This is a genomic window from Moraxella sp. CTOTU49803, assembly GCF_032097965.1.
GTDB classification, from domain to species: Bacteria; Pseudomonadota; Gammaproteobacteria; order Pseudomonadales; family Moraxellaceae; genus Faucicola; species Faucicola tetraodonis.
Window position 1 is genome coordinate 9,905 of the sequence record NZ_DAMCJP010000013.1, and the last position, 23,278, is coordinate 33,182.

The 23,278-nt window shown below is 38.1% G+C and carries 18 protein-coding genes and 2 pseudogenes; 7 read left to right on the forward strand and 13 right to left on the reverse strand.

Annotation, left to right across the window (positions count from 1 at the left end; all coding sequences use genetic code 11):
* Window positions 1-52: 52 nt before the first annotated feature.
* The 7 genes from RT422_RS10680 to parA all read right to left on the reverse strand — a co-directional run bounded on the left by RT422_RS10680 (window position 53) and on the right by parA (window position 8,489).
* Window positions 53-1,387 carry a GIY-YIG nuclease family protein gene (locus RT422_RS10680; RefSeq protein WP_284035268.1) on the reverse strand — a complete coding sequence of 445 codons (1,335 nt, stop codon included), beginning with the start codon at window positions 1,385-1,387 and terminating at the stop codon, window positions 53-55.
* A 9-nt stretch (window positions 1,388-1,396) separates the two neighbouring features.
* Window positions 1,397-3,619 carry a DEAD/DEAH box helicase family protein gene (locus RT422_RS10685; protein WP_284035269.1) on the reverse strand — a complete coding sequence of 741 codons (2,223 nt, stop codon included), beginning with the start codon at window positions 3,617-3,619 and terminating at the stop codon, window positions 1,397-1,399.
* Between the two features lie 233 nt (window positions 3,620-3,852).
* Window positions 3,853-4,122, reverse strand: coding sequence for a type II toxin-antitoxin system YafQ family toxin (locus RT422_RS10690; protein WP_313422241.1), 270 nt, complete (start codon window positions 4,120-4,122; stop codon window positions 3,853-3,855).
* Complete coding sequence (locus RT422_RS10695) at window positions 4,119-4,409, reverse strand: type II toxin-antitoxin system RelB/DinJ family antitoxin (protein ID WP_060996076.1); 291 nt, start codon at window positions 4,407-4,409, stop codon at window positions 4,119-4,121. The genes RT422_RS10690 and RT422_RS10695 overlap by 4 nt, the downstream gene beginning before the upstream one ends.
* Window positions 4,410-4,556: 147 nt before the next feature.
* Window positions 4,557-7,424: a DNA methyltransferase gene (locus RT422_RS10700; RefSeq protein WP_313422244.1), complete on the reverse strand. Its 2,868-nt coding sequence runs from the start codon at window positions 7,422-7,424 to the stop codon at window positions 4,557-4,559.
* A 206-nt stretch (window positions 7,425-7,630) separates the two neighbouring features.
* Window positions 7,631-7,846 carry a hypothetical protein gene (locus tag RT422_RS10705; RefSeq protein ID WP_036590400.1) on the reverse strand — a complete coding sequence of 72 codons (216 nt, stop codon included), beginning with the start codon at window positions 7,844-7,846 and terminating at the stop codon, window positions 7,631-7,633.
* 10 nt (window positions 7,847-7,856) lie between these two features.
* The gene (gene parA, locus RT422_RS10710; RefSeq protein ID WP_313422245.1) at window positions 7,857-8,489 is read right to left on the reverse strand and encodes a ParA family partition ATPase; all 633 of its coding nucleotides are present in this window, start codon (window positions 8,487-8,489) and stop codon (window positions 7,857-7,859) included.
* Window positions 8,490-9,284: 795 nt separating this feature from the next.
* On the opposite strand from parA, the gene RT422_RS10715 reads away from it, so the two are divergent.
* Window positions 9,285-10,652: a replication initiation protein gene (locus RT422_RS10715; protein ID WP_284035272.1), complete on the forward strand. Its 1,368-nt coding sequence runs from the start codon at window positions 9,285-9,287 to the stop codon at window positions 10,650-10,652.
* A gap of 43 nt (window positions 10,653-10,695) precedes the next feature.
* Here the strand turns inward: RT422_RS10715 and RT422_RS10720 are convergent, their stop codons facing one another.
* Window positions 10,696-10,935 carry a helix-turn-helix transcriptional regulator gene (locus RT422_RS10720; protein WP_284035273.1) on the reverse strand — a complete coding sequence of 80 codons (240 nt, stop codon included), beginning with the start codon at window positions 10,933-10,935 and terminating at the stop codon, window positions 10,696-10,698.
* 169 nt (window positions 10,936-11,104) lie between these two features.
* On the opposite strand from RT422_RS10720, the gene RT422_RS10725 reads away from it, so the two are divergent.
* Window positions 11,105-11,389, forward strand: a complete 285-nt coding sequence (locus RT422_RS10725; RefSeq protein ID WP_100271355.1) for a hypothetical protein — start codon at window positions 11,105-11,107, stop codon at window positions 11,387-11,389.
* 575 nt (window positions 11,390-11,964) lie between these two features.
* On the opposite strand, the gene RT422_RS10730 is transcribed toward RT422_RS10725, so the two are convergent.
* Window positions 11,965-13,137: an NYN domain-containing protein gene (locus tag RT422_RS10730; RefSeq protein WP_284035274.1), complete on the reverse strand. Its 1,173-nt coding sequence runs from the start codon at window positions 13,135-13,137 to the stop codon at window positions 11,965-11,967.
* 167 nt (window positions 13,138-13,304) lie between these two features.
* Window positions 13,305-13,793 (reverse strand): hypothetical protein, encoded by a 489-nt coding sequence (locus RT422_RS10735; RefSeq protein WP_284035275.1) that lies wholly within the window; start codon window positions 13,791-13,793, stop codon window positions 13,305-13,307.
* 299 nt (window positions 13,794-14,092) lie between these two features.
* Here RT422_RS10735 and RT422_RS10740 point away from each other — a divergent pair, with 299 nt between their 5' ends.
* The 5 genes from RT422_RS10740 (at window position 14,093) to RT422_RS10760 (ending at window position 19,663) form a co-directional block, all read left to right on the forward strand.
* Window positions 14,093-15,400 carry a MobA/MobL family protein gene (locus RT422_RS10740; RefSeq protein WP_284035276.1) on the forward strand — a complete coding sequence of 436 codons (1,308 nt, stop codon included), beginning with the start codon at window positions 14,093-14,095 and terminating at the stop codon, window positions 15,398-15,400.
* On the forward strand, window positions 15,400-16,842 hold the full coding sequence (locus RT422_RS10745; protein ID WP_313422249.1) for a hypothetical protein: 1,443 nt from the start codon (window positions 15,400-15,402) through the stop codon (window positions 16,840-16,842). The genes RT422_RS10740 and RT422_RS10745 overlap by 1 nt, the downstream gene beginning before the upstream one ends.
* 267 nt (window positions 16,843-17,109) lie before the next feature.
* A complete protein-coding gene (locus RT422_RS10750; RefSeq protein ID WP_284035278.1) occupies window positions 17,110-17,397 on the forward strand; it encodes a hypothetical protein in 288 nt (95 codons plus the stop codon).
* Window positions 17,398-17,423: 26 nt separating this feature from the next.
* Complete coding sequence (locus tag RT422_RS10755; protein ID WP_284035279.1) at window positions 17,424-18,107, forward strand: DUF421 domain-containing protein; 684 nt, start codon at window positions 17,424-17,426, stop codon at window positions 18,105-18,107.
* 296 nt (window positions 18,108-18,403) lie between these two features.
* Window positions 18,404-19,663, forward strand: a complete 1,260-nt coding sequence (locus RT422_RS10760; RefSeq protein ID WP_313422251.1) for an IS256 family transposase — start codon at window positions 18,404-18,406, stop codon at window positions 19,661-19,663.
* Window positions 19,664-19,761: 98 nt separating this feature from the next.
* Here the strand turns inward: RT422_RS10760 and RT422_RS10765 are convergent, their stop codons facing one another.
* The 3 genes and pseudogenes from RT422_RS10765 to RT422_RS10775 all read right to left on the reverse strand — a co-directional run bounded on the left by RT422_RS10765 (window position 19,762) and on the right by RT422_RS10775 (window position 23,250).
* On the reverse strand, window positions 19,762-21,480 hold the full coding sequence (locus RT422_RS10765; RefSeq protein ID WP_095356901.1) for an AMP-binding protein: 1,719 nt from the start codon (window positions 21,478-21,480) through the stop codon (window positions 19,762-19,764).
* A 267-nt stretch (window positions 21,481-21,747) separates the two neighbouring features.
* Window positions 21,748-21,837: pseudogene (locus RT422_RS10770) on the reverse strand (IS5/IS1182 family transposase); the annotation flags it as partial.
* Between the two features lie 186 nt (window positions 21,838-22,023).
* Window positions 22,024-23,250, reverse strand: a pseudogene (locus RT422_RS10775) (IS3 family transposase).
* Window positions 23,251-23,278 lie beyond the last annotated feature (28 nt).

Below are 23,278 nucleotides of genomic sequence, written 5' to 3' on the forward strand. Positions count from 1 at the left end.
GTATTTAAGTATTTAAGTATTTAAGTATTTAAGTATTTAAGTATTTAAGTATTTAAGTATTTACAAATGGTAAAACTGTTTTAGAAGCACTGTCAAATTGATATTGATTGATTTTGCCCTGAAAAATCAATTGCAAGGCTTTTTCGATATTGACGATATCCACATCAAACCATTCATTGGGTTTGTATTCCTGACTTCCCACTTTTAATGTCATATTTAATCGTTGATTATGGAAGAATTGGTGCAACCGATACTCAACCTGTTGCGGGTTACTATCATACAACGCCCATTCTGCAATAATATCCACCTCAGAGAATAAAAAGGTGGCATCCATTTGTGAGCTTTTAGCTCGTAGCTCACCTCTATTTTTACTAAAGCCAATTTTATGCAAGTTGCTATACTTCGCTAATTCAATTCGTGGTTTTTTTAATTTTGCCACATAGACGATACCTGTCAGTTTTCTGCCATTTTGATTTTGCAGATTTGCCATATCATGTGTAGGTGTATCAGCAAAACCACTGAGCAAATCCAGATTTTGCCATTCTGGGGCAGTAATTACTACTTGATAGCTATCAGCATCATGACGATATTGAGCGGACGCCAATGAACGTATTAGCATATTGGATTCTGTGCCATTAGCAAAAATCAGACGTAGTCGTTGTTGGTTGCGTTCATTCTTGCGGGTTTCGGCTTGGTAAATACTAGCGACATAACAGACTAGACCATTTAATACAAAAACACTGCCTTCTCTAATATCCTTGACCGAAGAAAATGCGGCCTTATGGTATTGCTTGGTTCGCATCGCTTCATGAATTAAGGAGAAAATAGGCGAGAATTTGTCAAAGTCTTCACATATTTTACGTTTTGCCACCAGCTCATCGCTAAACTGGTCAGGGCTTGCTCTATCCAAAATCGATCGATTGTCAGTATGAGCCAATAAACTGCTATCAATACCGCCTAATTGTGCTAGTAAACCTTGACTATCCATGCGTAAAATATCGTCAATTGACGTTGGGGTTTGTTTGACTTGCGTTTGCTTCAAAGGTTCAGCATTAGGATTCGGCTTTAATTCAGTTAGCAAACCGAAGTTATCATAGGGTTTTAATATATCTACTTTTTCAGTGTCCTGCTTTAAAGAAGCCAATCGCCTAGCTAACTTTTTCTCTTCGAATCCGTTAGACTTGGGATTTTGCTCGCTAGGTGAGTGTCCATGTTGTTTAACAAATTCATTAATTTCTTGAAACTGGCTGACCAAGTTATCATCAATACTTAGCGTTGGTCTGGCAATGATATTAGCCAGTAAGCCATTGTTATCATTTGCTAAAATGTCTGCCAACGATTGATACGGACGGCTTTTTTGTTGTTGGTTGCGAGCATTCAAATTCATGATTTAGCCCTATCCATTATTTTGTGCTTCACTATTTGACTGGCTGTTTCTTTGTTCTGCAACTTTGATACGGATAAAGTTTAACGCTTCCGCCATACGGACTTCATGAGCGTCGTTGCTATTGCGATTGGGTTCATTGCCTGTACGAGCAATAAAATCATTTATACGCTCCCACAATCCAAACGCTTCTTGCTCGGTCATAGTCGAGCGTGTCGCCAGCACAACCTCATTGATAGTATGCAGTGCTTGGCTATCAAGATTTTTGGACAATACCTCATAACCGCGTTGGAATGGATTGACCGCATTAATGAGATTAATAGGCAAATCAGCCACATTGATGAATTTTTTGCCAATTTTGACAAACTGTTCATTGGTGGTATTCGTCGTTCGTCGGCTATCTTGATTGGTAGTTGGGTCAAAAATCGTGACGTTATACGGTAAATGTCGTTCTTTGACGATATTGACCGGGTCAAGCGATTCCCTTTGAGCAGCTGGTAAATGGGTGATATCAATATATTTGCCATTTTGCTGGGTAAATTGCCGCTCGCCTTCAATTTCGGCATCGTCTGGGATTTGGTTAATTTCAACTATTCCACCACTATTATTAATCAGCAATTTCGTCATCACCCCTTGCTGGACTTGTCCGATTTCATCATCATCCAAGTATGGATAACGAATACGAAGCATAGTCGGCAATACCGTGTCTGAGATAAGTTCGGCTTGTTCATCAGCGTCTAAACCATTCTTAAAATCAGGCGTGGCTTGAATATATTGTTTGGCTAACTGGGTATTTTGGCTAATTTCGGCGATGATTTCATTGCTATCTTGATTCAGAATTTGCAAAGCCCGTTTTGATGGCGGATTAACACTGTCTTCAATGATAATAGTCCCAATCGGTAATACTTCATCAGGTTTGACTTCACTTCTGGGTTTAAAATTGACATTCGGGGCTAAGACTTGCTCCATCAATAGTGATAATGAAATGGCTTTCAGCATATCATTAACCGCATTGGTGACCTCAGCTTGACTGGCTTCGGGCATAGCGATGAGGTTGGTAAATTGGGCATGTGTTTTTCCTGCCACATCTCGTGTCGCTCGACCAATGATTTGTATCACCTCTGTCATTGAGCCACGATAGCCAATGGTCAAAACATGCTCACAATATACCCAGTCAAAGCCTTCCTTTGCCATACCCAGAGCGATAATGATATCCATATCATCACGATCATTGATATTGGCTAAATAATCTTGCGTTTTGACCCGTGTTGCATCGTCATTAACCAAGTCAGCGACTTTGAGGAGTCTGCCGTCATTGGTTTTGACGGTCAAAATTCCTGTCGCTGTATCGACATTTACTGTTTCCCCAATATAGCCAATGATTTTTCTGACTGTTTCATATTTATCGGTTTCTGCGGCTATGGCGTTGACGTTTGGAATGTGAATAATGGTTTTAAGATGCGTATCTAGGCAATCTGGCAAAGCATCAAAAAAGGAATCGGTATAAAAGCAGTAGTTTAGGCTTAATGATTTTAGATAATTATAGCCATTGAGCTGTTCATAATAGGTATAAGTGACCTTATCAAATTTTTCTTCGTCTTTCTCGAGCAAAATCGGCACAGCATCGCCCCGAAAATACGAGCCTGTCATTGCCACGATATGCGCGTTTGATTGGTTCATGATTTCATCAATGATTGCCCCAAGGCGGTTATTATCGCCTGCTGATACATGATGAAATTCATCAATACCAAGTAACACATCATTGAATAAACTGACATCCGCCACTTTGTCATAACCATAACGCAAACTATGATGGGTACACACCAATATCTTGGGAACATCTTCCCCTACCCCATGCAAAAACTCGCTAAAAATCTCGGTTTTGCTATTGTCGCTTTGATAGTTATTGAGGCAAAGGTTGTATTTATCTTCGACTTTCCAATCGGCAAAAAATCCATACTGACTTAATGCCGTTGATTTAAAGGATTTGCCAATGCTCATTTCAGGAACAGCGACAATGACTTTTTTTATGCCTTGATGAATGAGTTTATCGAGTGCCAAAAACATCATGGCTCGAGATTTGCCCGACGCAGGTGGGGATTTAATAAGCAGGTATTGGCTTTGGCGTTTGGCAAAGGCACGCGACTGCATTTCACGCATACCCATGTCATTCATGGTGGTGCTGTTGCCTGTTTGGGCGTAGGTTTGATTAAGTAGTTCAACAGTTTTGCTCATGGTTCTCCCTAACTATAAGTAATTATTTAAGTATTTACTTATATATTTTTATAAGTTTATAAGTAAATACATCTATACTTATTTAGGTAAATACTCACGATTATCACGGTAACTTTGGCTTATTTAATTTTCAGCGATTCGATTTTTGCGACAGTGTCGCCAACTATTATTCCTATTAAACTGTCAAATATACTTATATACTTATTCAAGTAAATACCTAAATAAGTATAAATTTATCCAAATAGTTCCGAATGCGTTTTGAGATGGTGCAGTTCGACTTCATCATCATGGAGTTTATACACCAATACCAAATCTGGCTTTACGTGGCAATCTCGATAGCCTTTGAAGTTACCCGTCAAGGCATGGTCACGGTATTTTTCTGGTAGTTGGATTTTTTGTACCAAACAATTTAATACTTCCGCCCATTCTGCGGTGGCTAAGTGTATGACTTGTTTTGCCATGTCTTTTTTAAAGCTTTTAGCAATCGAGATTTTACGTTTCACTTAGCGAGCTCCGCCACTGACTTATTAAAATCATCAACCGTGGTAAATGTTTCATATTCGCCATTTTCAAATTCTTGAATGGTTTGGCGTAGTAGATTTTCACCTTGTGGGCTTAATTGATACTCTTTTTGATAATCAAAGGTCAATGGCACGGTGCGAGTTTTGGCAACTTGTTTTAAAAATAGCTTGATGGCTTGTGAAGGTGTCAAACCATAGCTATCTAATACTGCAAACGCCTCATCACGCAGTTCTTGGTCAAGTCGAATATTATAGGTAACAGCGGTCATACTATTAATCCTTTATACGTTAGTTATACGTTAAGTATAGTACAACTGCTTAAGGCTGACAATTGATAAAAGCAAGCTATTTATATGATGAGTATATAAGTAAATATATAAATAATTATAAATATATTTACTTAAATACTTATTTAATTATTTACTCTTTTTCTTTTTGGCTTTGTTGTCAATGGCTTGCTTTTTTTCGGTATTGATTAGGCTTTCGTAGCGTTCGAGTAGATAAGCCAAACGACTTGCAGTATCGGCAAAGCCTTTGGGGTTGTAGAGTTTGTCCACGGCATCGTCTAGGTTTTGGTGGGCGATTTTAAGCGGCTCTGGCATGGTATCTGGGTCGTAGAGTTTGGCTAAGGTTTCGCCTGCGAAGTCTTCACGGGTGAGTAGGATTTCTTCGGCTAAGTGTTCGATGTGCTTTTTTTGCTCATCGGTGACGGTGGGGAAAGGGAATGTGTTGTAAACAATCGTACCTGAATAACTGTAGTCGCTTTTCATTCTTCCACAACTTAAACGCATCCAGTCATTATGAGCCGACGATGTTAAAATTCCAAATTCAAAAGTTGATCCATTTTCCAACACAAAAATCTTATTTCCTGCAATAATATTCTCTTTTTTCAAATCAATAGGTATATATTTCCTTCTCTGACTCGAAACAACAGGAATTGCAATATAATTTGATTTTGGTTGTTTTATTTCGTCAAATAAATGTGGCGTTTCAGCTAATTTCTGGGTTGCCAACTTTTTACTCGCTAATCTATGCCCTTTAACTAAGTTTAGTTTTTCTCTAAAAACATCTATTTTGTTAAATTCTTCATATTCTTTCTCTGTTATATCTGAAAGCCATAAACACCATCTAAAACCGCCATTTATTAATTCTTCTCCCATGATAAATGGTCTAATAAATTTCTCTAGATTATTATTTTCAGAAATTAATTTTACCCTCTCTTGGTCAGTAAGAAAAAAATTTCCACCATCATTAGGCTGACTTCCTCTTAATATTACTTTTCTATCAATTTGTATTGGGTTCGATCGACTTTCTACCGCAACATTCGACCCAGCGATAAGATACGGGCTGATATTTTTGACCTTTTCACTATGCCAAATCCCATCCACCTGTGAATAAATCGTCTTTTGCCCCTCATTCATCATCTCAAGCCCAATAATCACCACATGAACGCCTGCATTGTGCTTGGCATTATTTTTCCACGGAAACGATTGATACGCAAAACCAATCCCAACGCCCAACCCAAAAATATACGGGAACAACATTGCCACTTGCTCACCTTGGGCTATCGAATTGGTCGAAACCAATGCCATTTTGGCTTGACTGCCTTTATCATGGCTATCTTTGAGATAATTCGCCCCTTTCCAAAACCAAGCGGTGACAAAATCCAAAAATTTGAACTTTTTAAACCCGACAAATACCTTTTCCATATTAGCGGTTTGCTCATCCGTGCGATTGCCCGAACCACCGAACGGCGGATTGCCCACCACATAAATTTCTTGCTCACCGTCATTGGGGCACACTGCTTGCCAATCGAGTCGCAAGCTATTGCCATGCACGATATGACCGCTGTCTTTAAGGGGTAGCGTGGCACGACTTTGCCCAAAGGCTTCACGGAATTTGACATTCATCTGATGTTCGGCAAGCCACAGCGACAAGCGAGCAATCTGTACCGCAAAATCATCAATCTCAATGCCAAAAAAATTGTCCAAACTAACCACACTGTCAAACCCAAAGTCCCATGACAGATTTTGGCTATTGCCTTTCATCATGTCCAATTTGGCTTGCCATACCTTGATTTCAAGCATTCGCAATTCTTTATAGGCAATAATCAAAAAATTGCCCGAGCCACACGCAGGGTCAAATACTTTGATATTGCCTAAACGGGTTAATAGCTCATCTAAGCGTTTGGCTTTTCGGTTTTTGTGGGCATTATCATTGCTTAGGCTAGTCAATTGCTCATATTCTGCTCTCAAACCTTGCAAAAAGAGCGGCTCGATCACTTTCATGATATTGCTAACTGACGTGTAGTGCTGCCCCAAATTACCCCGTTGCTGGGTATCAATCACCGCTTGGAACATCGAGCCGAAAATATCGGGGTTAATCTCTGCCCAATTCATCCGTGCACAATCAAGCAAAATCCGTCGAGTGCGAGCGTTAAACTCAGGTATCCAATATTGCTCACGGAACAATTCGCCATTGACATAGGGGAACTTGGTCAAATGGCTAGGCTTGTTTGCTCGCTGTGGGCTATCCATCGGCAAATCGAGCACTTCAAACAGGTCTTGCAAAAAGGTATTGGTATCCGAGCCGTCCGCCTGTGTCGTGGCTTGTAACGTTTGGCAAAAACTGTCTTTGTCAAAAATCCCCGTATCTTCGGCAAAAAAACAAAACAGCAAACGGGTTAAAAAAATATTTAACGCATGGATATCGTCTTTGGTGTCAAACTCGTTATATCGCTTGATAAAATCAAACAACCGCCCCATTTTCTCGGATGCTTTGACATCAGCAGGGTGCTCGCTAAAATCTTTGGCACGCTCTAGCCCCACCAAGGGCAAAAAGAACGCATAATCTTTATCCAACTCGACAAACTCAACATCGAGCGTATCATCGGTTTTGATATCGTAAGCCAATAACGTCTGAAAATCGGTGACGATAAGTAGGCGGATCTTGTGGGTTTTAATGAGTGGGTCAGTTTTGAGCGTTTGTAGGGCATTTTCGAGTTGCTCACTGCCGGTTAAACCACTATCGGACAACAAATCGCCATAGTTTTTGCCCACAGGTTTAAAATAGATTTTCTGTTTTAGGGCGACTTCGCCAAGCTCTGGGTGTTTGGCGATATTGGTACGGGTGTTTTGGCTTTTTATATCGTTCAGGGTCGTTTTTGAAATATCAAGTAATGCCAAAAAATCTAAAATAAACTTGCTTTGCGGTTGCTGACCATTTGCAATCGCTTGTGTGATTGTTTCAAGTCCATCAAAAAATTGCGCCTGATTAAATGCCATTCTTACCTCAAAAAAAGTAAATATTTGCTTATATAAGTATTGATATAAATACTTATATACTTACAAAAATTCTACCTTGCTTATAATTAAAATTGAACTTGTGACCCCGAATTTCTACATGTAATAAAACTCAAAATCTCAACCCCGAATTCTTACATCTATTAAAAATTATTTCGTACTTATTCAAGTAAATAAGTATTTACCTATTATCGTTTATTTACCGTTTGCTCGATTAACTCAATTAAAATCTGTGTCACGGTTTTACGGCTGTCTAACGCGTGTTGCTTGAGCTTAATATATAAATCTTCATCGATATTAAAATTGGCTTTGATTTTTTTGGGTTCAACATCTGTTACGTCTGACAAGCTGAGTTCTTGCTCGGCTTTTTTTTGACTCGGTCTGCCTGCCATTAAATTACTCATTCTCTACTCCTTACTCCAAATAGCTTTTAACTTCAGTAGCTAGGGCATTCATCTCTGCCACCGCATCGCTGTTTTTGCTTTCCGTCTCAAATACCGTTTTACCAATTGCTGCGCTGTTAGGATAGGCAATACGCTGGACGATTTTGGCATCTAATACAGGCAAGCCATACTCCGTTAGTACTTCTGATACCTCACCGCTGATTCTAGTGTTTTTAATGGCACGAGACACCACAAACGCTGATTTGAGCTTATTATCGGTCATCTCAATACGTTGCTTAACCAAATCCACCAAATCACTGGTTGCCCAAATGTCATAAGGTGACGGTTGCACAGGAATCAGCACAAAATCTGCTGCTTTAATAGCAGACACTGCAAGATCAGTTGCTTGCGGCGAACCATCAATGACTACAAAATCTTTATCAGAGATATTCTTCAAATCTCTATCTAGAGTAGGGCGATCCAGTCCAATAACAGTTACAGGATTGCTTTCATTAACTGCACTCCAATCCCTTGCAGAACCTTGCTTATCACTATCGACTAATAATACACTACTACCTTGTAGCTGTAAGGCTCTGGCTAAGTGGGTGGCGATGGTGGTTTTGCCACTGCCACCTTTTTGGTTTAACACTGCAATCACTTTCATACTTATATCCTTAAAAGATTATGTACTTATGTAAGTATATAGGTAAAAAACTTCAGAGACAATCGTATTAATTTAATCTACCCAAATTTTTACACTTGTTATTTATACCTCTTACTTACAAACCCCGAATTTTTACATCTTATTGCATACCCCAGAATTTTACAGCTATTTCTTAAACACCTTAAATCTTTACCCCAAAAAAATACACCTTCAAAACCTATAGTTATGTTCAAAAAATAAATTTACAAAATTTAAGCGTTTTAACAGCTTTTACTATCGATTGGCTACCTAAGTACCATTTTAATTCCAGTAGCCTGTTAAAACGCATCCTATGCGATTTTAGCGCTATATAATTCATGATTGGTTAACACTGAATTTTAAAATATGTAAATTGACTGGGTTTAACCCCAAAATTTTACACAGTTAACGTATTTTTCAATCTTAATGCTCAGAAAGTACGCCTGTCTATAAAATTTACCCCAATAATTTACATCTTTCAAAAAAAATTTCCTTTTTGCTTTTTTAAAGCTTTCTTCTTTTTAAAGCTTTTGTCGAAAAAATAAAAAACGCTGTAGCCATTGGTACGACTGGTCTAGGTGAAGTTTTTTTAAGAAGATGTATGTAAAAAAATGGGGTAAACATGTAGAAATTTGGGGTTTAACATGTAGAAATTTGGGGTAAGCATGTAGAAATTTGGGGTTTAACATGTAGAAATTTGGGGTATATATGTATTTATAAACGTAGAAATTACATATATAATATTATAGAAAATATATTCGATTTGGAGATGAAAAAATGCCGACAGGAGATATGACGCCAGAAGAATTTAAAGAATTTCAAAATAATTTGAGGGAAGCTATAGGTAATACTTATACGGTAGAAGTGGGTAAAATATTAACTCAAGAGGAAGTAGAAAATTTAATTCGCTATATTCGTGTTATTCACAATGATCCTGATGCGACTATTCAAATAATACAACCACTAGAATATGAAAAACCAAATTTTGACTTTGAAATTATTGCTAAAAATAATCAAATTATTTTGCAAAGAGAAAACTTGGATTCACTGTCATTAGACTTGGAGATAGAGGAGGCATCATTAGCGCCTACAGAGTCTATCAAGTTAAACGAGTTATATGTTAGTGAAAATGCTACTAGCGATAATGACAAAATTTCAAAAATTTATGGTGAAAACTGGATTGTATTGCAAAATCGTTTATTAAATGCAATTAGCGATCTTAATCGGGATGAAAGAAGATTTGTTATATTCCTATCCCCATTGGTGCGAAAAGCGGTAGATATCAATCCACACCAACGTAACTTTACTGTAGTAGCAAAAGATTTTGCAAAAGAATATGACATTGCTGAAAAACGTGTCTATGAGAAGTTAAAGAAAATTTCTAAAAGTATTCATGGTAAAGTTTTTTATTATTGGAATTTTAGGGCTAATAAAAAAGCTAATTTAAAAGGCGTTTCTTGGATTGGTACAGCAGAATATAAAGATCAAGAAGGTATGGTGGAAGTATCGCTGCTTGATGAAGTGATACAAATGCTCACGGTATTTGATAAATCCAATCCTTTTACCAAATATGAGCGTAACCACATTGCTAATTTAGGTAGCCATGGCATTATCTTATTTGAATTAATATCAAGCTGTATGCACCAGTTATTCAAAAGCAAATCTTATGAAATAGAATTCCTACGAGAAAAATTTAATTGTAAGGATACTTATTTGCCAATTGCAGAATTCAAAAGGAATGTAATCGATAAGGCAATTAAAGATGTTGAATCGAATACGCCGCTTAGAATCAATTATGAACAGAAAAAAACTGGGAAAAGGGTGACAGAGCTACTATTTAGTTTCTATGATTCAAGTGTCAAGAAGGAACAACTAGAAGAAAATATGTCGGCGAAAAATGATGCTGCTGCTATGGGAGATAAAAAAGTATTTGGATGGCAAACCAAAGGCTTAAGCGATGCTCAAATCAAGAAACTCGCTGTCTATCAAAAAGAGTTCATCGATGCCAACACTGGTAAAATGTCACCTAATGATCGTCGAGACTATCCTGAAATTTTCGAAGATTGGAAAGTAATGCTCAAAGACCCCAAACAAGCGATGACTTTTCACAAAATACAGGAACTTCTTGATCGGCAAAAGTCCTAATTTCTTTTTTTAAACTTAGTTACGTTAAAAAAGAGCAAACCAATCAGTTTGCTTGCTCTTTTTGTTTATCATTAATTTGGGCGTCTTCTTCGTAAAGAATTATATCGCCAGGTTTGCAGTCTAACAGCTTGCATAATCTATTCAAAGAATCAAAGTCAATTCTAGTTACTTCATTATTGTAAAGCCTATAAAGTGTAGAACGTCCCATATCTGTCAGTCTATCGGCATCAGCTACTCTGATGCCTTTTTGAGCAAATAAAACAGGTAAATTAAGCTTAATCATAAAAATTCCCATAAAAAATAAAAAAGTTATTGCTAGTGGGATGACTATGCTTTATAATTCCCACTAATGATAAATAATTCTCTTAAAAAGAAATAATTCCATCAATAGTGACTATTATTACATAGTTTAAGTATGCATAACAAAGCTTATCCAATAAGGAGAAAGAAAAATGATTAATCAGCCGACTATCGAACAATTAATAGATGAAATCACCCTTCAAAAACAAACCAAAATGCGAATTGATAGCCTTTCCCGAGCGCTTATTCAAAACCTTTATATCCCATACTGTGGTGACCTCTATTTTCATCTTAAATTGACTAAAGCCTGTGACAATCACACAGCTATCAAGCGTTGGGTCAATGAAAAATTTACTGAAATAGATACAGGTGACTTTGACAGTAACTATCGTACTTTAAAACAACAGCTATTAGCTATTGATCCTGCCTATGCATAACCAAATGGAGCACAAAATGAATTTACATTATGTCAAGAAAACCGATTTAACTGACTGTGAATTAATGATTTGTCGGGACTATTTTGAACTGCCATTAGATCAATTCAATAACCGACTCGATCACATTTGTCACATCTGTCACTATTACAATATAGACATCAATCAGCTAGTAACTATCACACAAAAAGTGAACGTTTATGATAAAAATATTGTTTGTCAGGAATGCAATATCGGTAGAAAAGTGACAGGCCCCAGATATCAAGTTGAACGCCGATTATTTAATTACATCTGTGATCATTGTCATCATTTTATGCATGATAATTCAATCGTAGGCAATTTATTAAGTGATGATGATTGTCCATTTTAGTAAGCGTTGGCTAACTAGCTAGGTGTTTAACGTTTTATTATGAACCAAGCATCATTTTTATTCGTATCTTCTAAGTCTTCGATATAGATAAATTTATTGCAAGCTAGGCAATACGTGCGATTGTTCTCCAAATTTCGTTTAAAAGTTTAAGCTCTTATTATTGGTATTAATATTAAAAATTTGCAAAACTACATATCTCTAATGAAATTCAATCATCATACCAATCCCAAGCATCGCTTGGGATACCCATATTTGCCATACAACTTTCCCACTCATTTCGAGGGAGTCGTTGTGGTGGCCGATAATGAAAAGATTCGCGATAGCCGTTAGGATTGACGCGGAAATTATCACTTGCTTTACCACGGCGAGACTTACCTCGATTCGAATTCTTAAAGCGAAATTGAATCACACCATCGACTGATTGCTCCTCAAAAAATGACCTAGCAGCGACTAAATAGGAAGTAGCCTGCGCAGAGTTAGGATCCACCTTTAAAAATGCTAGCATGGTCTCAAAATTCACCCAATCATCAATCCCACCCGCTCTAGTACTATAGAAAGCATGCTTAATGCTCGTTAAAATGCTACTCGCTAAAGGCTTACTTAAAGTGCTTAACACAGCTGAGTTTTTTACCTCTGTTTTAGATGGAGTATTTTCCTTCTTCGCTACTTGATTCGATTGATTTAAGCGGATCAATATCTGGCCCAACCCCTCAATCTTAGTCTCAATATAGCTCAAATCGAAAAACAAATCGCGCCAAGACTTATAACCGTAATCTCTAGATTTTAAGCACCTGGGTTCATTGCCTAAGATACCTGCAATCGAAGAGATTTTGACGTAATTGTTATGTTTTGATTTTTCAGCTAACACCGATTTAATCTCTGTAAGCAAAGTTCGATTTGCATTTAATTGCTTTTTACGCTCTTCAGGTGATAAAGGTTTCGGAGTAGGGGTTAATACAGGTGTTTTAATTTGAGAAAATGTCACATACGAATCACAAGCTTGACGAAGCTTAGTACTTGCGTTGGCATTACCGATACCGATTACCTTCTTATCACTTTCTTTTAGACGGCTAATAAAATGAATAAAGTCCCCATCACTTGAGATAATACAAAAACAACCAATATGCGGGTATTTAATCAATAACTCAGTACCGTGAATCGATAAAGAGAAATCGGCACTGTTATTACCTTCATGCTGATGTTCTTTAATGGTTATAGCATAAGTCTGTATAACCTCGACCCATTTTTTACTATGTAACGTAGACGCGCGACCAAACGCTTTAGCCATTTTAATGTTGCCGATACTACCGAGATAACCGAACACAGCTGGCATATGTTTAGCCGCAACATTATCAGCATCAATTAGTAATGCAATTTGCATATATGAATCATTCCATGTTTATAATTTTATAACCGCTAAAACAACTATAAATAAATTAAAGGGGTAATGACCTTCCGTTGCTTTTTAGTGTAAGTAGTCAAAACAAACACCACGTTGCGTAGCTAATATATAACCATTATCCTCTTTAAAAAAATCTCTGCTTAGAATCATTCATTAGCGTTATTGTTGAAATTGCTTTGATTTTCAATGGGTGAAAGTAAATCCTCTTGTTTACTAATCAAAAACTCAGAAAACAAATTATTACCTTCTTTATCAAACGGATTAAGTAATTTTTGTGAAATCATAATCTCAATTAATTGTCGATAGCTTAGAGACTGATTAATTTTTCTATCATCCTTTATAGCGGCCCATAATCCACCGCCTAATATAAATTTTTTATGTTCTAATGCTTTGCGTTCTTTTTCTTTATCTGCTTTTAGTAGATCTTTAATTGCTTTATTCGCTTTTGATGCTTGCAAATATTTTTTCTCAGCATTCAATAATGCACGAATTTTTTTAAAATCGTCTTCGCTTTTGTTCTCTATATCATAAAGCGCTATTAATAGTTGTTGTGATTGGTTTGGCTTTCGAAAAGTTTTAAATTTTTCTACTTGACCTTTAAAAAACTCATTCTCTTTTTCAGTTAAATTTGTCATTTGGAGTACTTGCCTTCTACCATACAGTGTTCTATGATTATAACAAAATTTTTTATAAAAACTATAGATTTTGGCTTCGAATTTCATTCACTGGGGAAGTGAATGCACGGTTAGTAGTTTCTCAAATTCCGCTAACGCTCCATTTGCAGAAACAACCGTGCAAAGGGACTAAGCCCCTTTTGAATCCCCAGTTAGGGGTGAACCCCTAACAACCCCACCGAACCGTACATCAATTACACATACTGTGAAACTGATGACACGGTTCGGAAAAGAGCAAACCATAAAAAATAGAGAGAAAAATGGCAATAGGCAGACTAAATGTTCGGGTAGGAAAAAAAGGCAAGGGGTTAGCTCATGTCAATTATATTCTACGTGAAGATAAATATAAGCCCCATGCTGAAAAACTCGAAAAACTTGAAAAAGTGGGTCACGGTAATATGCCAGAATGGGCTAACAATAATCCAAAGCTATTTTGGCAATTATCCGATGAATTTGAGCGTGAGAATGGCAGTGTGTATCGTGAGCATATTATCGCCTTGCCTCGTGAACTATCCGAAGAGCAACGCTTAGCGTTAGTTGTTGAATGGATAGAAAATGAGATTGGTGATAAACATCCTTATAGTTTTGCGATTCACTGTCCTTTAGCCGCAGATCATAAAGAACAACCCCATGTGCACTTTATGTTTAGTGAAAGAACTCATGATGGTATTGGACGAGGTGCTGACCAATTTTTTAAACGCTTTAATCGGAAATATCCCGAGCGCGGTGGAGCAGAGAAGAGTAATAAAAATGCCAGCTGGACGGATAGAAAGCAAGCGTTAAAAGATAGGCGAATGCGTTGGCAAGAGCTTTGTAATCTCCACTTAAAACAAGCGGGCTTAGAAGTTCGTATCGATATGCGAAATTATAAAGAGCGTGGTTTAACTCAAAAGCCTCTCAATGTCCCGATGAAATATATGTTTAAGCCTGGCATGAAGGATGCTTATAAAGATTGGTTAAATGCCAAGCAAGATTATCGTAAATCTATGGTTTTGGTGCGAAAAACATTGGATGGTAATAGTCTTGTCAATGAAATTAATTTTCAGCAAGAAAGGAAGCATGAGGAATCAGTTCGGGCAGCCTTTAAAGCCAAATATAAGCAATGGAAGTCTCTTAAACATCAGTTGCAACCGCCGATAAATTTAAACGCGATCAATGGTAAAAATTTATCTAATGATGAGGTTAAATCTTCTCATGATTTGTTTACACAATCGTCTTTAAGTTCATCAAAGTCTTTGCCCGATCCTCAATCCAATATCGTGCCTACGCCTAGTTTTAAAGAACGACGACAAGCTTGGAATGATCAGAAAGAGCGGATACGCCAACAAGAAATAGAACGTGAACAACAGCGAAAACGTGAACAAGAAGCCCAGCAGAAAAAGCAAGCAGAGCTTGCTGATAAGCAGCAGTTAGAAAGACAGTTAGAACAACAACGGATTGCTGAGATTGAGCGAAAAGCCGCTGAAGCAGCGTTATTAAAGCAACAACAATTAGAACAACAACGTCAACGAGAGATTGAAGAGCAACACGCTCAGAAGCGACGTCGTGATCGAAGAGGTCCACACTAATGAGCCAATTTACTCAGTTAGAAGAAAATATTTTTGCGTTACTTGAAAATGCCGAAAATACGCAAGCTTATGCTTCCAATCTTTTATCAAAAGTTAGTAGTGTGCTTGAGCGGTTAGAACTTGCTGAAAAGAAACGCAATGAGCAAGTTGAGATGTTAAAGCAGCAGGCCATAAAGAAAGAAGAAGAACGACAGCTCGAGTGGCAAGCGTGGCAAGATGCTCAAGCTAAACAGTATGAAGAGCGTAAAATTGAGCTTGAAACTCAGGCGCGGCTTCAACAAGAGGCGCAAACACAAAAATGGGAAGCCTGTCAACAATCACAGCAGCAAAAACTACTCGCAAGTATTGATGGGTTTAACGCAGAATCAAAAAGAATTATTACGAGCTTGGACGATAAAATTAAAACTGTTGATTTGTCGCAATCTGCTGTAGAGCGAAAGATTTCGGAAGGCGTGCATTCGGGTGTTTATAACCTGCTAAGTAATGAAGTGACGAAATCTTTTGGAGCAAAATTGGCAGAAATGACGGGTTCATTAAGTTCTACCCATGTCTACCTTAAAAGAATCGGGGACTCGGTGACGCAAGTATATAGGGTGGTAAAGGACCTTGAAAGTAGCACGTTTGATGCGTTGGGTGAAAAGGTCGAAATCCAAGTTGCTAAGGCTGTTGACAATGGACTAGCTACAGGTCTTACGGAAGGTTCTGAAAAAGTTAAGTCTACCATTGAGTCAGTTGAACAAGTAAGCAGGCAAAGTCAGAACAGGTTATTAAGTGAGTTAGAGCAAGGCGTTAAAAAAGTAAACGATGGTTGTAATGTCTTCGAAAATTCCATCTTTAATGAATATAACCATCAACAAAATCGCATTGAGAAAGAAGCCAAATTAAGCATTCATTCGCTACAGAAAGTGAAACAGTCGGCGGATCAAGTCGTTGAGGGTGTTGAAGCGTATCATGATAGACTGGTTAATAAGCAACATTGGATTTGGGTACTTGGTTGGACCGCTTTTATCACCCTATTTGTGACAGTGGCGGGTATTATTACTTATCAGGTGAATAAACCTGATATTCAACAACGTATCCAAGTTGCACAAGATATTGAAAGGCTCTTACAACAAAAAAAGGCAATTGAAAGTAGTTACGCAATGCAAAAAACTAAAAATCAAAATGGCAAGTTTTATACGTGGATCGATAAAGAAGATTGTATCGACGGTGATTATTGTCGACAAAAAGAGCCGACTGGCTATAGTATTCCAACGCAGCAACAGTTGTCACGGCCCATCACAAACAATAGCTACCAACAATCTCAGCAAAGTTATCAGCCGCCTCCTGCGCCACCTACAAATAATCAGAGTTTCGGGAATGGTAATAACCCGTATTCGACTAATGGAAATCCGTTGGGTGGTAGCAGTAGTAATAGTAATGCAAATCCCTATAAATATTAATAAAGAAGTTGGTTATTAAATATTAATAGCCTAAGTATTAATAAATTAACGGATCAGCCTAAATTCAGAGTGTTCGGGAGATAGTTTGAAAAGATAGTATTTGAAACGCTGTGTCATTTCAAAGGATTGTTAACTAAAACAAGAATGATGTAGCGTTCTAAATATTGATCTTGTTTTTTTAGTCTATTTAACAATAAATTTAACTGATATAGTTGGGAGTATATTGGCAAACATTTTAAATACTTTATAAAATGATAGCGGTTTCTTGTGGATGGCGAATTTAAAAATAAATTCACCAGGGTTGGTAAATTGCGAAAATTTAAACCGACTTTCTTATCAAGTTATATTTTGGAAAAATTTACATTAAAAACAAAGACTTGGAAATTTTTAGTTAAGGCAATAATCGCAGCACTTTTACTAATATTTCTCTATAGTTTTATTATGCATGATAGCAGTAACAATTTATCAGCAAGTAATAGTGTTGGTGAACCCTGTTACTTGCCAAGGGATGTAGCTGTCTTGGTTTATTATGCCACTACAGGACAACTTTTTTAAGCATTTACTTTGTAGGAAAAGAACCTATGGATTGGGCCAATATATTTATTCTCGATACGACGTGGGCATTTGCTGCTGAAATTGCTGTGCGTGTCACTGTTATGTTTATCATGATCATTTTATTTCTACGGTTAACTGGGAAGCGTGGTGTTAGGCAGCTCTCTATATTCGAGTTAACTATCATTCTATCATTAGGGTCCATCGCAGGGGACCCTATGTTTACTAAGGATTTACCATTAATTCAGGCATTGCTTATTATGAGCATTGTAATATGTCTCTATCGATTATGTACTTGGCTTATGATGAAATACCAACCATTTGAAGACCTTTTAGAAGGTACTTCGCTTTATATCGTAGAAGATGGTCTATTGGTCCTTGAGAAAATTGAAGGAGGTGAGATGTCACATGATGAATTTTTTTCTGAAATGCGTATGCAAGGTGTTGAACATTTAGGTCAAGTTCGAGTTGGTTTGTTAGAGACCACTGGAGATTTTAGCCTATTATTATACCCTCACGACCAGGTACGTTATGGTTTACCACTTTTTCCTAAACAATATAAATTAGTCGATCAGATAAATGCAAATGAGTATTATGCTTGTATGTATTGCGGCTATGTTGATAAGCCTTTGAAGGTAGATCAACCTTGTGGGCGATGTCAAAATAAGTGCATAGGATGGGCTAAAGCCATTAATAACAAGATTGTAAGGTAACCAAGTTTTAAAAAACCATACTTCGTTGTAGCTAGAAGGGGCAGGCACCTCCAATCTGTAGTGGCATAATAAGTTAAGACAGGTAATAAGAGATTATAATACCCCAATTGGAGGGTTAATCTCATGACAAAAGTACGTAAAACATGCACACTCGCATTCAAACTAGAAATGATAAAAATCATAGAAGAACAAGGGAAAAAGATAAGTGATGTATGTAGTGGTCAACTAATTTTGGAGGTAGTGTTCAAAAAACTGTGTCATTCCCATAAACTGTCAAATAAAACAGGAATGACACCATGCAAAACTTTGACTTTAACGAAGCCTTAAAAGCTATCCAATCAGGAAAGCCTATTACAGGCAGTGACGGGGTGCTAGCCCCGCTCATAAAGCAACTCACCGAAGCGGCACTATCAGCTGAAATAGACAGCTACCTTGAGCAAAGTCCCAGTAGCAATCGCCGTAACGGCTACAGCAAAAAGACCGTCAAATCAGCGATTGGCAGCTTTGAGCTTGAAACACCACGTGACCGTAATGGGGAATTTGAACCTGTCTTAGTCAAGAAGCACCAAACCAAACTCACCCCTGAGATTGATAACCGAATTCTATCGCTGTTTTCGCATGGCATGAGCTATGGGGCAATCAAAGACCACATTGCTGAGATTTATCAGCTTGAGGTATCCGAAGCCACTATCAGCAGTATTACTGACCAATTAATACCTCAGCTTAAAGCATGGCAATCTCGACCACTCGATAGTGTCTACCCGTTTGTCTGGCTCGATGCCATTCACTACAAAGTCAAAGATGAAGGTCGCTATGTTAATAAAGCGGTTTACACGCTTTTAGCACTCAATACTGAGGGTCGCAAAAAACTCATTGGGCTATACTGCTCGGAAAGCCTACTCGAGCATAGCTCTCGCCTTGCGCTCGGGCGAAGCGATGCTTCGCTATTTCCTTGCTCAGGCGCAAACTACTTGCTGTCGGTACTCACTGATTTGCACAATCGTGGCGTACAAGATATTCTGATTGCCTGTGTCGATGGGCTTAAAGGCTTCCCTGAAGCGATACAGGCTATCTTTCCTAATACCGAGGTACAACTATGTGTGATTCACCAAATTCGCAATAGCTTATGTTATGTGGCAAGCCGTGACCAAAAAGCCTTTATGCGTGATTTAAAGCCTGTCTATAAGGCAGTGAATAAGGAATCTGCTGAGTTAGCCCTTGACGAACTCGATAGGCTTTGGGGCAGTAAATACCCTGCTGTGATTGCTTCTTGGCGAGACAAATGGCATTTACTGTCTGCTTATTTTAAGTACCCCGAAGCGGTCAGAAAGCCAATTTATACGACCAACGCCGTTGAAGCAGTGCATCGCCAATTTCGTAAGCTAACTAAGACTAAAGGGGCTTTCCCTAATGAAACCAGCTTGCTTAAACTTTTATATGTTGGTATGTTAAATGCGTCGGAGAAATGGACAATGCCAATTAACAATTGGGGACAAACAATGATGCAGTTGTCTATCCATTTCCCTGGTCGATTAGATGCTGTAATGAAACTTTAATTTATCGTGACACAGTTTTCTGAACGCCCTCGTTTTTTAATCAAAATCTCTTAAAGACTGTCTAATCTTAGTTGACCCCTATACCGCTACCTACTATTTTATTCCTTCTTCTCTAACGCTCTTAACTCCTTACGTAGCACTTTGCCCACCGCAGATTTGGGCAAACTGTCAACAAACTCGACTTTTCGTGGGCGTTTGTAGCCTGTTAGATTCTCTTTGGCATAATTAAGTAGGGCTTGTTCGGTTAATTGGCTATTTTTACGAACTGCAAACACTTTAGGTACTTCGCCACTAGAATCACTCGGCACCCCAATAACGCCGCATTCAAGAATATCAGGGTGTTGCATGATGACTTCTTCGATTTCATTAGGATAGACATTAAAACCTGAAACCAATATCATTTCTTTTTTACGGTCGACGAGCTTAATAAAGCCTTTGTCATCCATAACCCCAATATCACCTGTTTTAAAATAGCCTGTCTTACTAAAAGCTGTGAGCGTTTCAGTAGGTGCATTGTGGTAGCCTTTCATGACTTGAGGGCCTTTAACGGCAATTTCACCGCGTTCACCCAGTGCCACAGGTCTCTCATCATCATCGAGCAATACCACATCCGTTGAGGAAGCAGGGATCCCGATTTTGCCCGTAAAATGTTCAATACGAATGGGGTTAAACGCCACCACAGGGGAACATTCTGACAAGCCATAGCCTTCAACAATGATAGTGTCCGTGATTCTGTGCCATTCTTCAGCGACATTACTATTGACTGACATACCGCCAGCAATCGTAACCTTTAATTTAGCAAAGTCAGCTTCCCTAAATTTCGGGTGATGTACCAAGGCATTAAATAACGTGTTAATCCCAATAAAAAAGGTCAGTGAATAGCGATTAATATCTTTTACCATGGCGTCTAAATCGCGTGGATTGGCAATTAACAATTGCGTGTAACCCATTCTAAAAACGTATAAGCAGCATATGGTAAAGGCAAACACATGATATAAAGGCAAAGCGGTTAATATCACATGTTCTCGTTCGCGCTCTTCTTGGGTAAAACTCGTGTCGACTAAGGCATCAATCTGTAAAATATTAGCAATTAAGTTCCCGTGAGTCAGCATAGCACCTTTGGCTACCCCTGTGGTACCGCCTGTATATTGCAGCAATGCGGTATCTTCTAAGGTCAGATCAGGACGCTGATACAAGGCAGGGTTGGATTTAAGCACGTCGCTAAACCAAGAAAATTGCTTAATCTGCCAATCAGGTACCATTTTTTTGATATATTTTGCTCCAAAATTAACCAGCGTGCCTTTAACTTTACCTAGCATATCGCCCACGCGACACATAATCACATACTCGACCAAGGTAGGCGATATGGCTTGATAGGTATGGGCAAAATTTTCTAAGATAAAAATGGCTTTGGCGTCCGCATCTTGAAGTTGATGCTCAAGTTCGCGACTAGTATAAAGCGGATTGACATTGACTAATATCAGCCCTGCACGCAATACAGCGATTGCAACAATTGCATATTGAATCACGTTCGGCAGCATGATCGCGACCTTATCCCCTTTGACTAATCCTAACTCTTGCAAATAAGCAGCTACGGTTCGACTGGTCAAATCCAGTTCGCGGTAAGTAAAAGCTCGACCCATACTGAGACTTGCGATGCGATTAGGATGATTCTGCATCGTTTTTTCAAGGATATCGATGAGAGAGGTATCCTTGTTAGGCATGTGGATATTGGGCGAAATACCGTAGCACTGATAAGTGGCGAACCAGGGTTTATTAAAGTTGTTTTCAAAAGAGTTATCATGGGCTGAAGTCATATGAAACCTATTATCTTTGATAGTGTTATATAAATTAAATAACTATTTTATCAGTCCATACTTTATTAAAATAGGTTAAACCTAGCATTTGTGTGCACGATCGTTCACTTAAAATTACTTTACCAATGCCAAAAAATATGGCTCACCAACAAAAGTTTTCTACTGTGGATGTTGCTAAATTAATTCGATCTGAGATATTAATTAGCTGTATTGAACATTTGAGATACAAAAAGTGTAATGATGAGGTGAACTGTACTGATAACCTGTTCACAATCTTTTCAATAATAATGCAATGAAAGCCAAATGTACAAACTGCAAGCTGGTATTTAAATAGCGCTCACCGTTTTTCCAAAGTTGTAGTGGTCAAGTTTAATTAGACAGCCTTTAAAAGATTTTGATTAAAAAACTGTTTTTCTTTCTCGACTGGTGTTAAGTAAATATTGAAGCTATGTGGTCTAACTTGGCTGTAATAACCTAGAATATAACTGGTGTAACTGGTGTAGTGGTCAAGTAAACTGTACTGGGTGAATAGCCACCAAAATTCTAGACACACATAACCATCTGTTGATGGTTTTTCTCATACTCTAACGGAGAACGTTGACCAATGGAACCGTGTCTGCGTTTAGAATTATAAAACATCTCAATATACTCAAAAATATCTGATTTAGCTTCCTCTCTTGAAAGATATATTTTCTTTTTGATTCTCTCACGCTTTAGCAACTGAAAGAAGCTTTCAGCAACCGCATTATCATGGCAATTGCCTCGTCTGCTCATACTGCTTTCAAGATTATGATGCTTAAGAAACGTCTGCCATTCATGACTAGTATATTGACTGCCTTGGTCAGAATGAATCAGCACTTTATTCTTAGGGTTTCTTCTAAGCAAAGCCATCAATAATGCATCTAGTATAAGGTCTGTTGCAATCCTTGACTTCATAGACCAGCCAACCACAAGACGTGAAAACAGGTCAATTACCACTGCTAAATATAGCCATCCTTCATGTGTACGGATATAAGTAATATCTGTGACCCATGATTGATTTGGCTCAATTGGATTAAACTGTCGGGCTAACGTGTTCGCGGCAACAACAGACGGTGTACCTGCATAGGACCGAGGTTTACGATAGCCACGCTGTGATTTAAGACCATTTGCTTTCATCAGTCGATGTACACGATTGACACCACAAGCTTCACCAATATCTTTTAAATCATAGTGAATCTTGCGATAGCCATAGACACCACCCGATTCTAGCCAAAACTGTTTGATTAATCCTGATAGCTTTTGATTTTCTCTAGCGGTTTTGCTAATGGGCTTTTTTAACCAAGCATAATACCCACTGTGATGAACATCTAAAGTAGAACATAGGCGACGAATAGACCATAAGTTCTGGTTGTCCCGAATAAAGGCGTACTTCATTTGGACTGACTTGCGAAGTACACCGCGGCCCACTCGAGCATAGCTCTCGCCTTGCGTCGGGGCGAAGCAGCGCTTCGCTTATCCTTCCTTATTTAATATGTCTCGTTCCAGCTTAAGCTGTGCGACTTCTTTTTTAAGTCGCTGGATTTCTTGTTGTTCGGGTGTGATAGCTCTACCTGTGATGAGTGGTTTGCCTGATTGTTCTGCACGGTATCGTTGTAGCCATTTTTCTAAGGTTGATTTGCCAACATTGTATTGTCCTGCAACATCGGGCACTTTTTGCCCTTGTTCTTCAATTAATTTAATGAGTTCAAGTTTAAATTCTGCTGAGTATTGATTTCTAACTTTTGTCATGAGATTATTCCTCTACTTAAGGTATTAT

What these genes read in the sequence shown, in the direction of transcription:
- RT422_RS10735 (WP_284035275.1), bottom strand. Translation starts at nt 13,793, where the DNA reads ATGACAAATTTAACTGAAAAAGAGAATGAGTTTTTTAAAGGTCAAGTA.
- RT422_RS10695 (WP_060996076.1), bottom strand. Translation starts at nt 4,409, where the DNA reads ATGACCGCTGTTACCTATAATATTCGACTTGACCAAGAACTGCGTGAT.
- RT422_RS10720 (WP_284035273.1), bottom strand. Translation starts at nt 10,935, where the DNA reads ATGATTAAGCTTAATTTACCTGTTTTATTTGCTCAAAAAGGCATCAGA.
- RT422_RS10725 (WP_100271355.1), top strand. Translation starts at nt 11,105, where the DNA reads ATGATTAATCAGCCGACTATCGAACAATTAATAGATGAAATCACCCTT.
- RT422_RS10685 (WP_284035269.1), bottom strand. Translation starts at nt 3,619, where the DNA reads ATGAGCAAAACTGTTGAACTACTTAATCAAACCTACGCCCAAACAGGC.
- RT422_RS10700 (WP_313422244.1), bottom strand. Translation starts at nt 7,424, where the DNA reads ATGGCATTTAATCAGGCGCAATTTTTTGATGGACTTGAAACAATCACA.
- parA (WP_313422245.1), bottom strand. Translation starts at nt 8,489, where the DNA reads ATGAAAGTGATTGCAGTGTTAAACCAAAAAGGTGGCAGTGGCAAAACC.
- RT422_RS10705 (WP_036590400.1), bottom strand. Translation starts at nt 7,846, where the DNA reads ATGAGTAATTTAATGGCAGGCAGACCGAGTCAAAAAAAAGCCGAGCAA.
- RT422_RS10680 (WP_284035268.1), bottom strand. Translation starts at nt 1,387, where the DNA reads ATGAATTTGAATGCTCGCAACCAACAACAAAAAAGCCGTCCGTATCAA.
- RT422_RS10765 (WP_095356901.1), bottom strand. Translation starts at nt 21,480, where the DNA reads ATGACTTCAGCCCATGATAACTCTTTTGAAAACAACTTTAATAAACCC.
- RT422_RS10715 (WP_284035272.1), top strand. Translation starts at nt 9,285, where the DNA reads ATGCCGACAGGAGATATGACGCCAGAAGAATTTAAAGAATTTCAAAAT.
- RT422_RS10760 (WP_313422251.1), top strand. Translation starts at nt 18,404, where the DNA reads ATGCAAAACTTTGACTTTAACGAAGCCTTAAAAGCTATCCAATCAGGA.
- RT422_RS10745 (WP_313422249.1), top strand. Translation starts at nt 15,400, where the DNA reads ATGAGCCAATTTACTCAGTTAGAAGAAAATATTTTTGCGTTACTTGAA.
- RT422_RS10755 (WP_284035279.1), top strand. Translation starts at nt 17,424, where the DNA reads ATGGATTGGGCCAATATATTTATTCTCGATACGACGTGGGCATTTGCT.
- RT422_RS10740 (WP_284035276.1), top strand. Translation starts at nt 14,093, where the DNA reads ATGGCAATAGGCAGACTAAATGTTCGGGTAGGAAAAAAAGGCAAGGGG.
- RT422_RS10730 (WP_284035274.1), bottom strand. Translation starts at nt 13,137, where the DNA reads ATGCAAATTGCATTACTAATTGATGCTGATAATGTTGCGGCTAAACAT.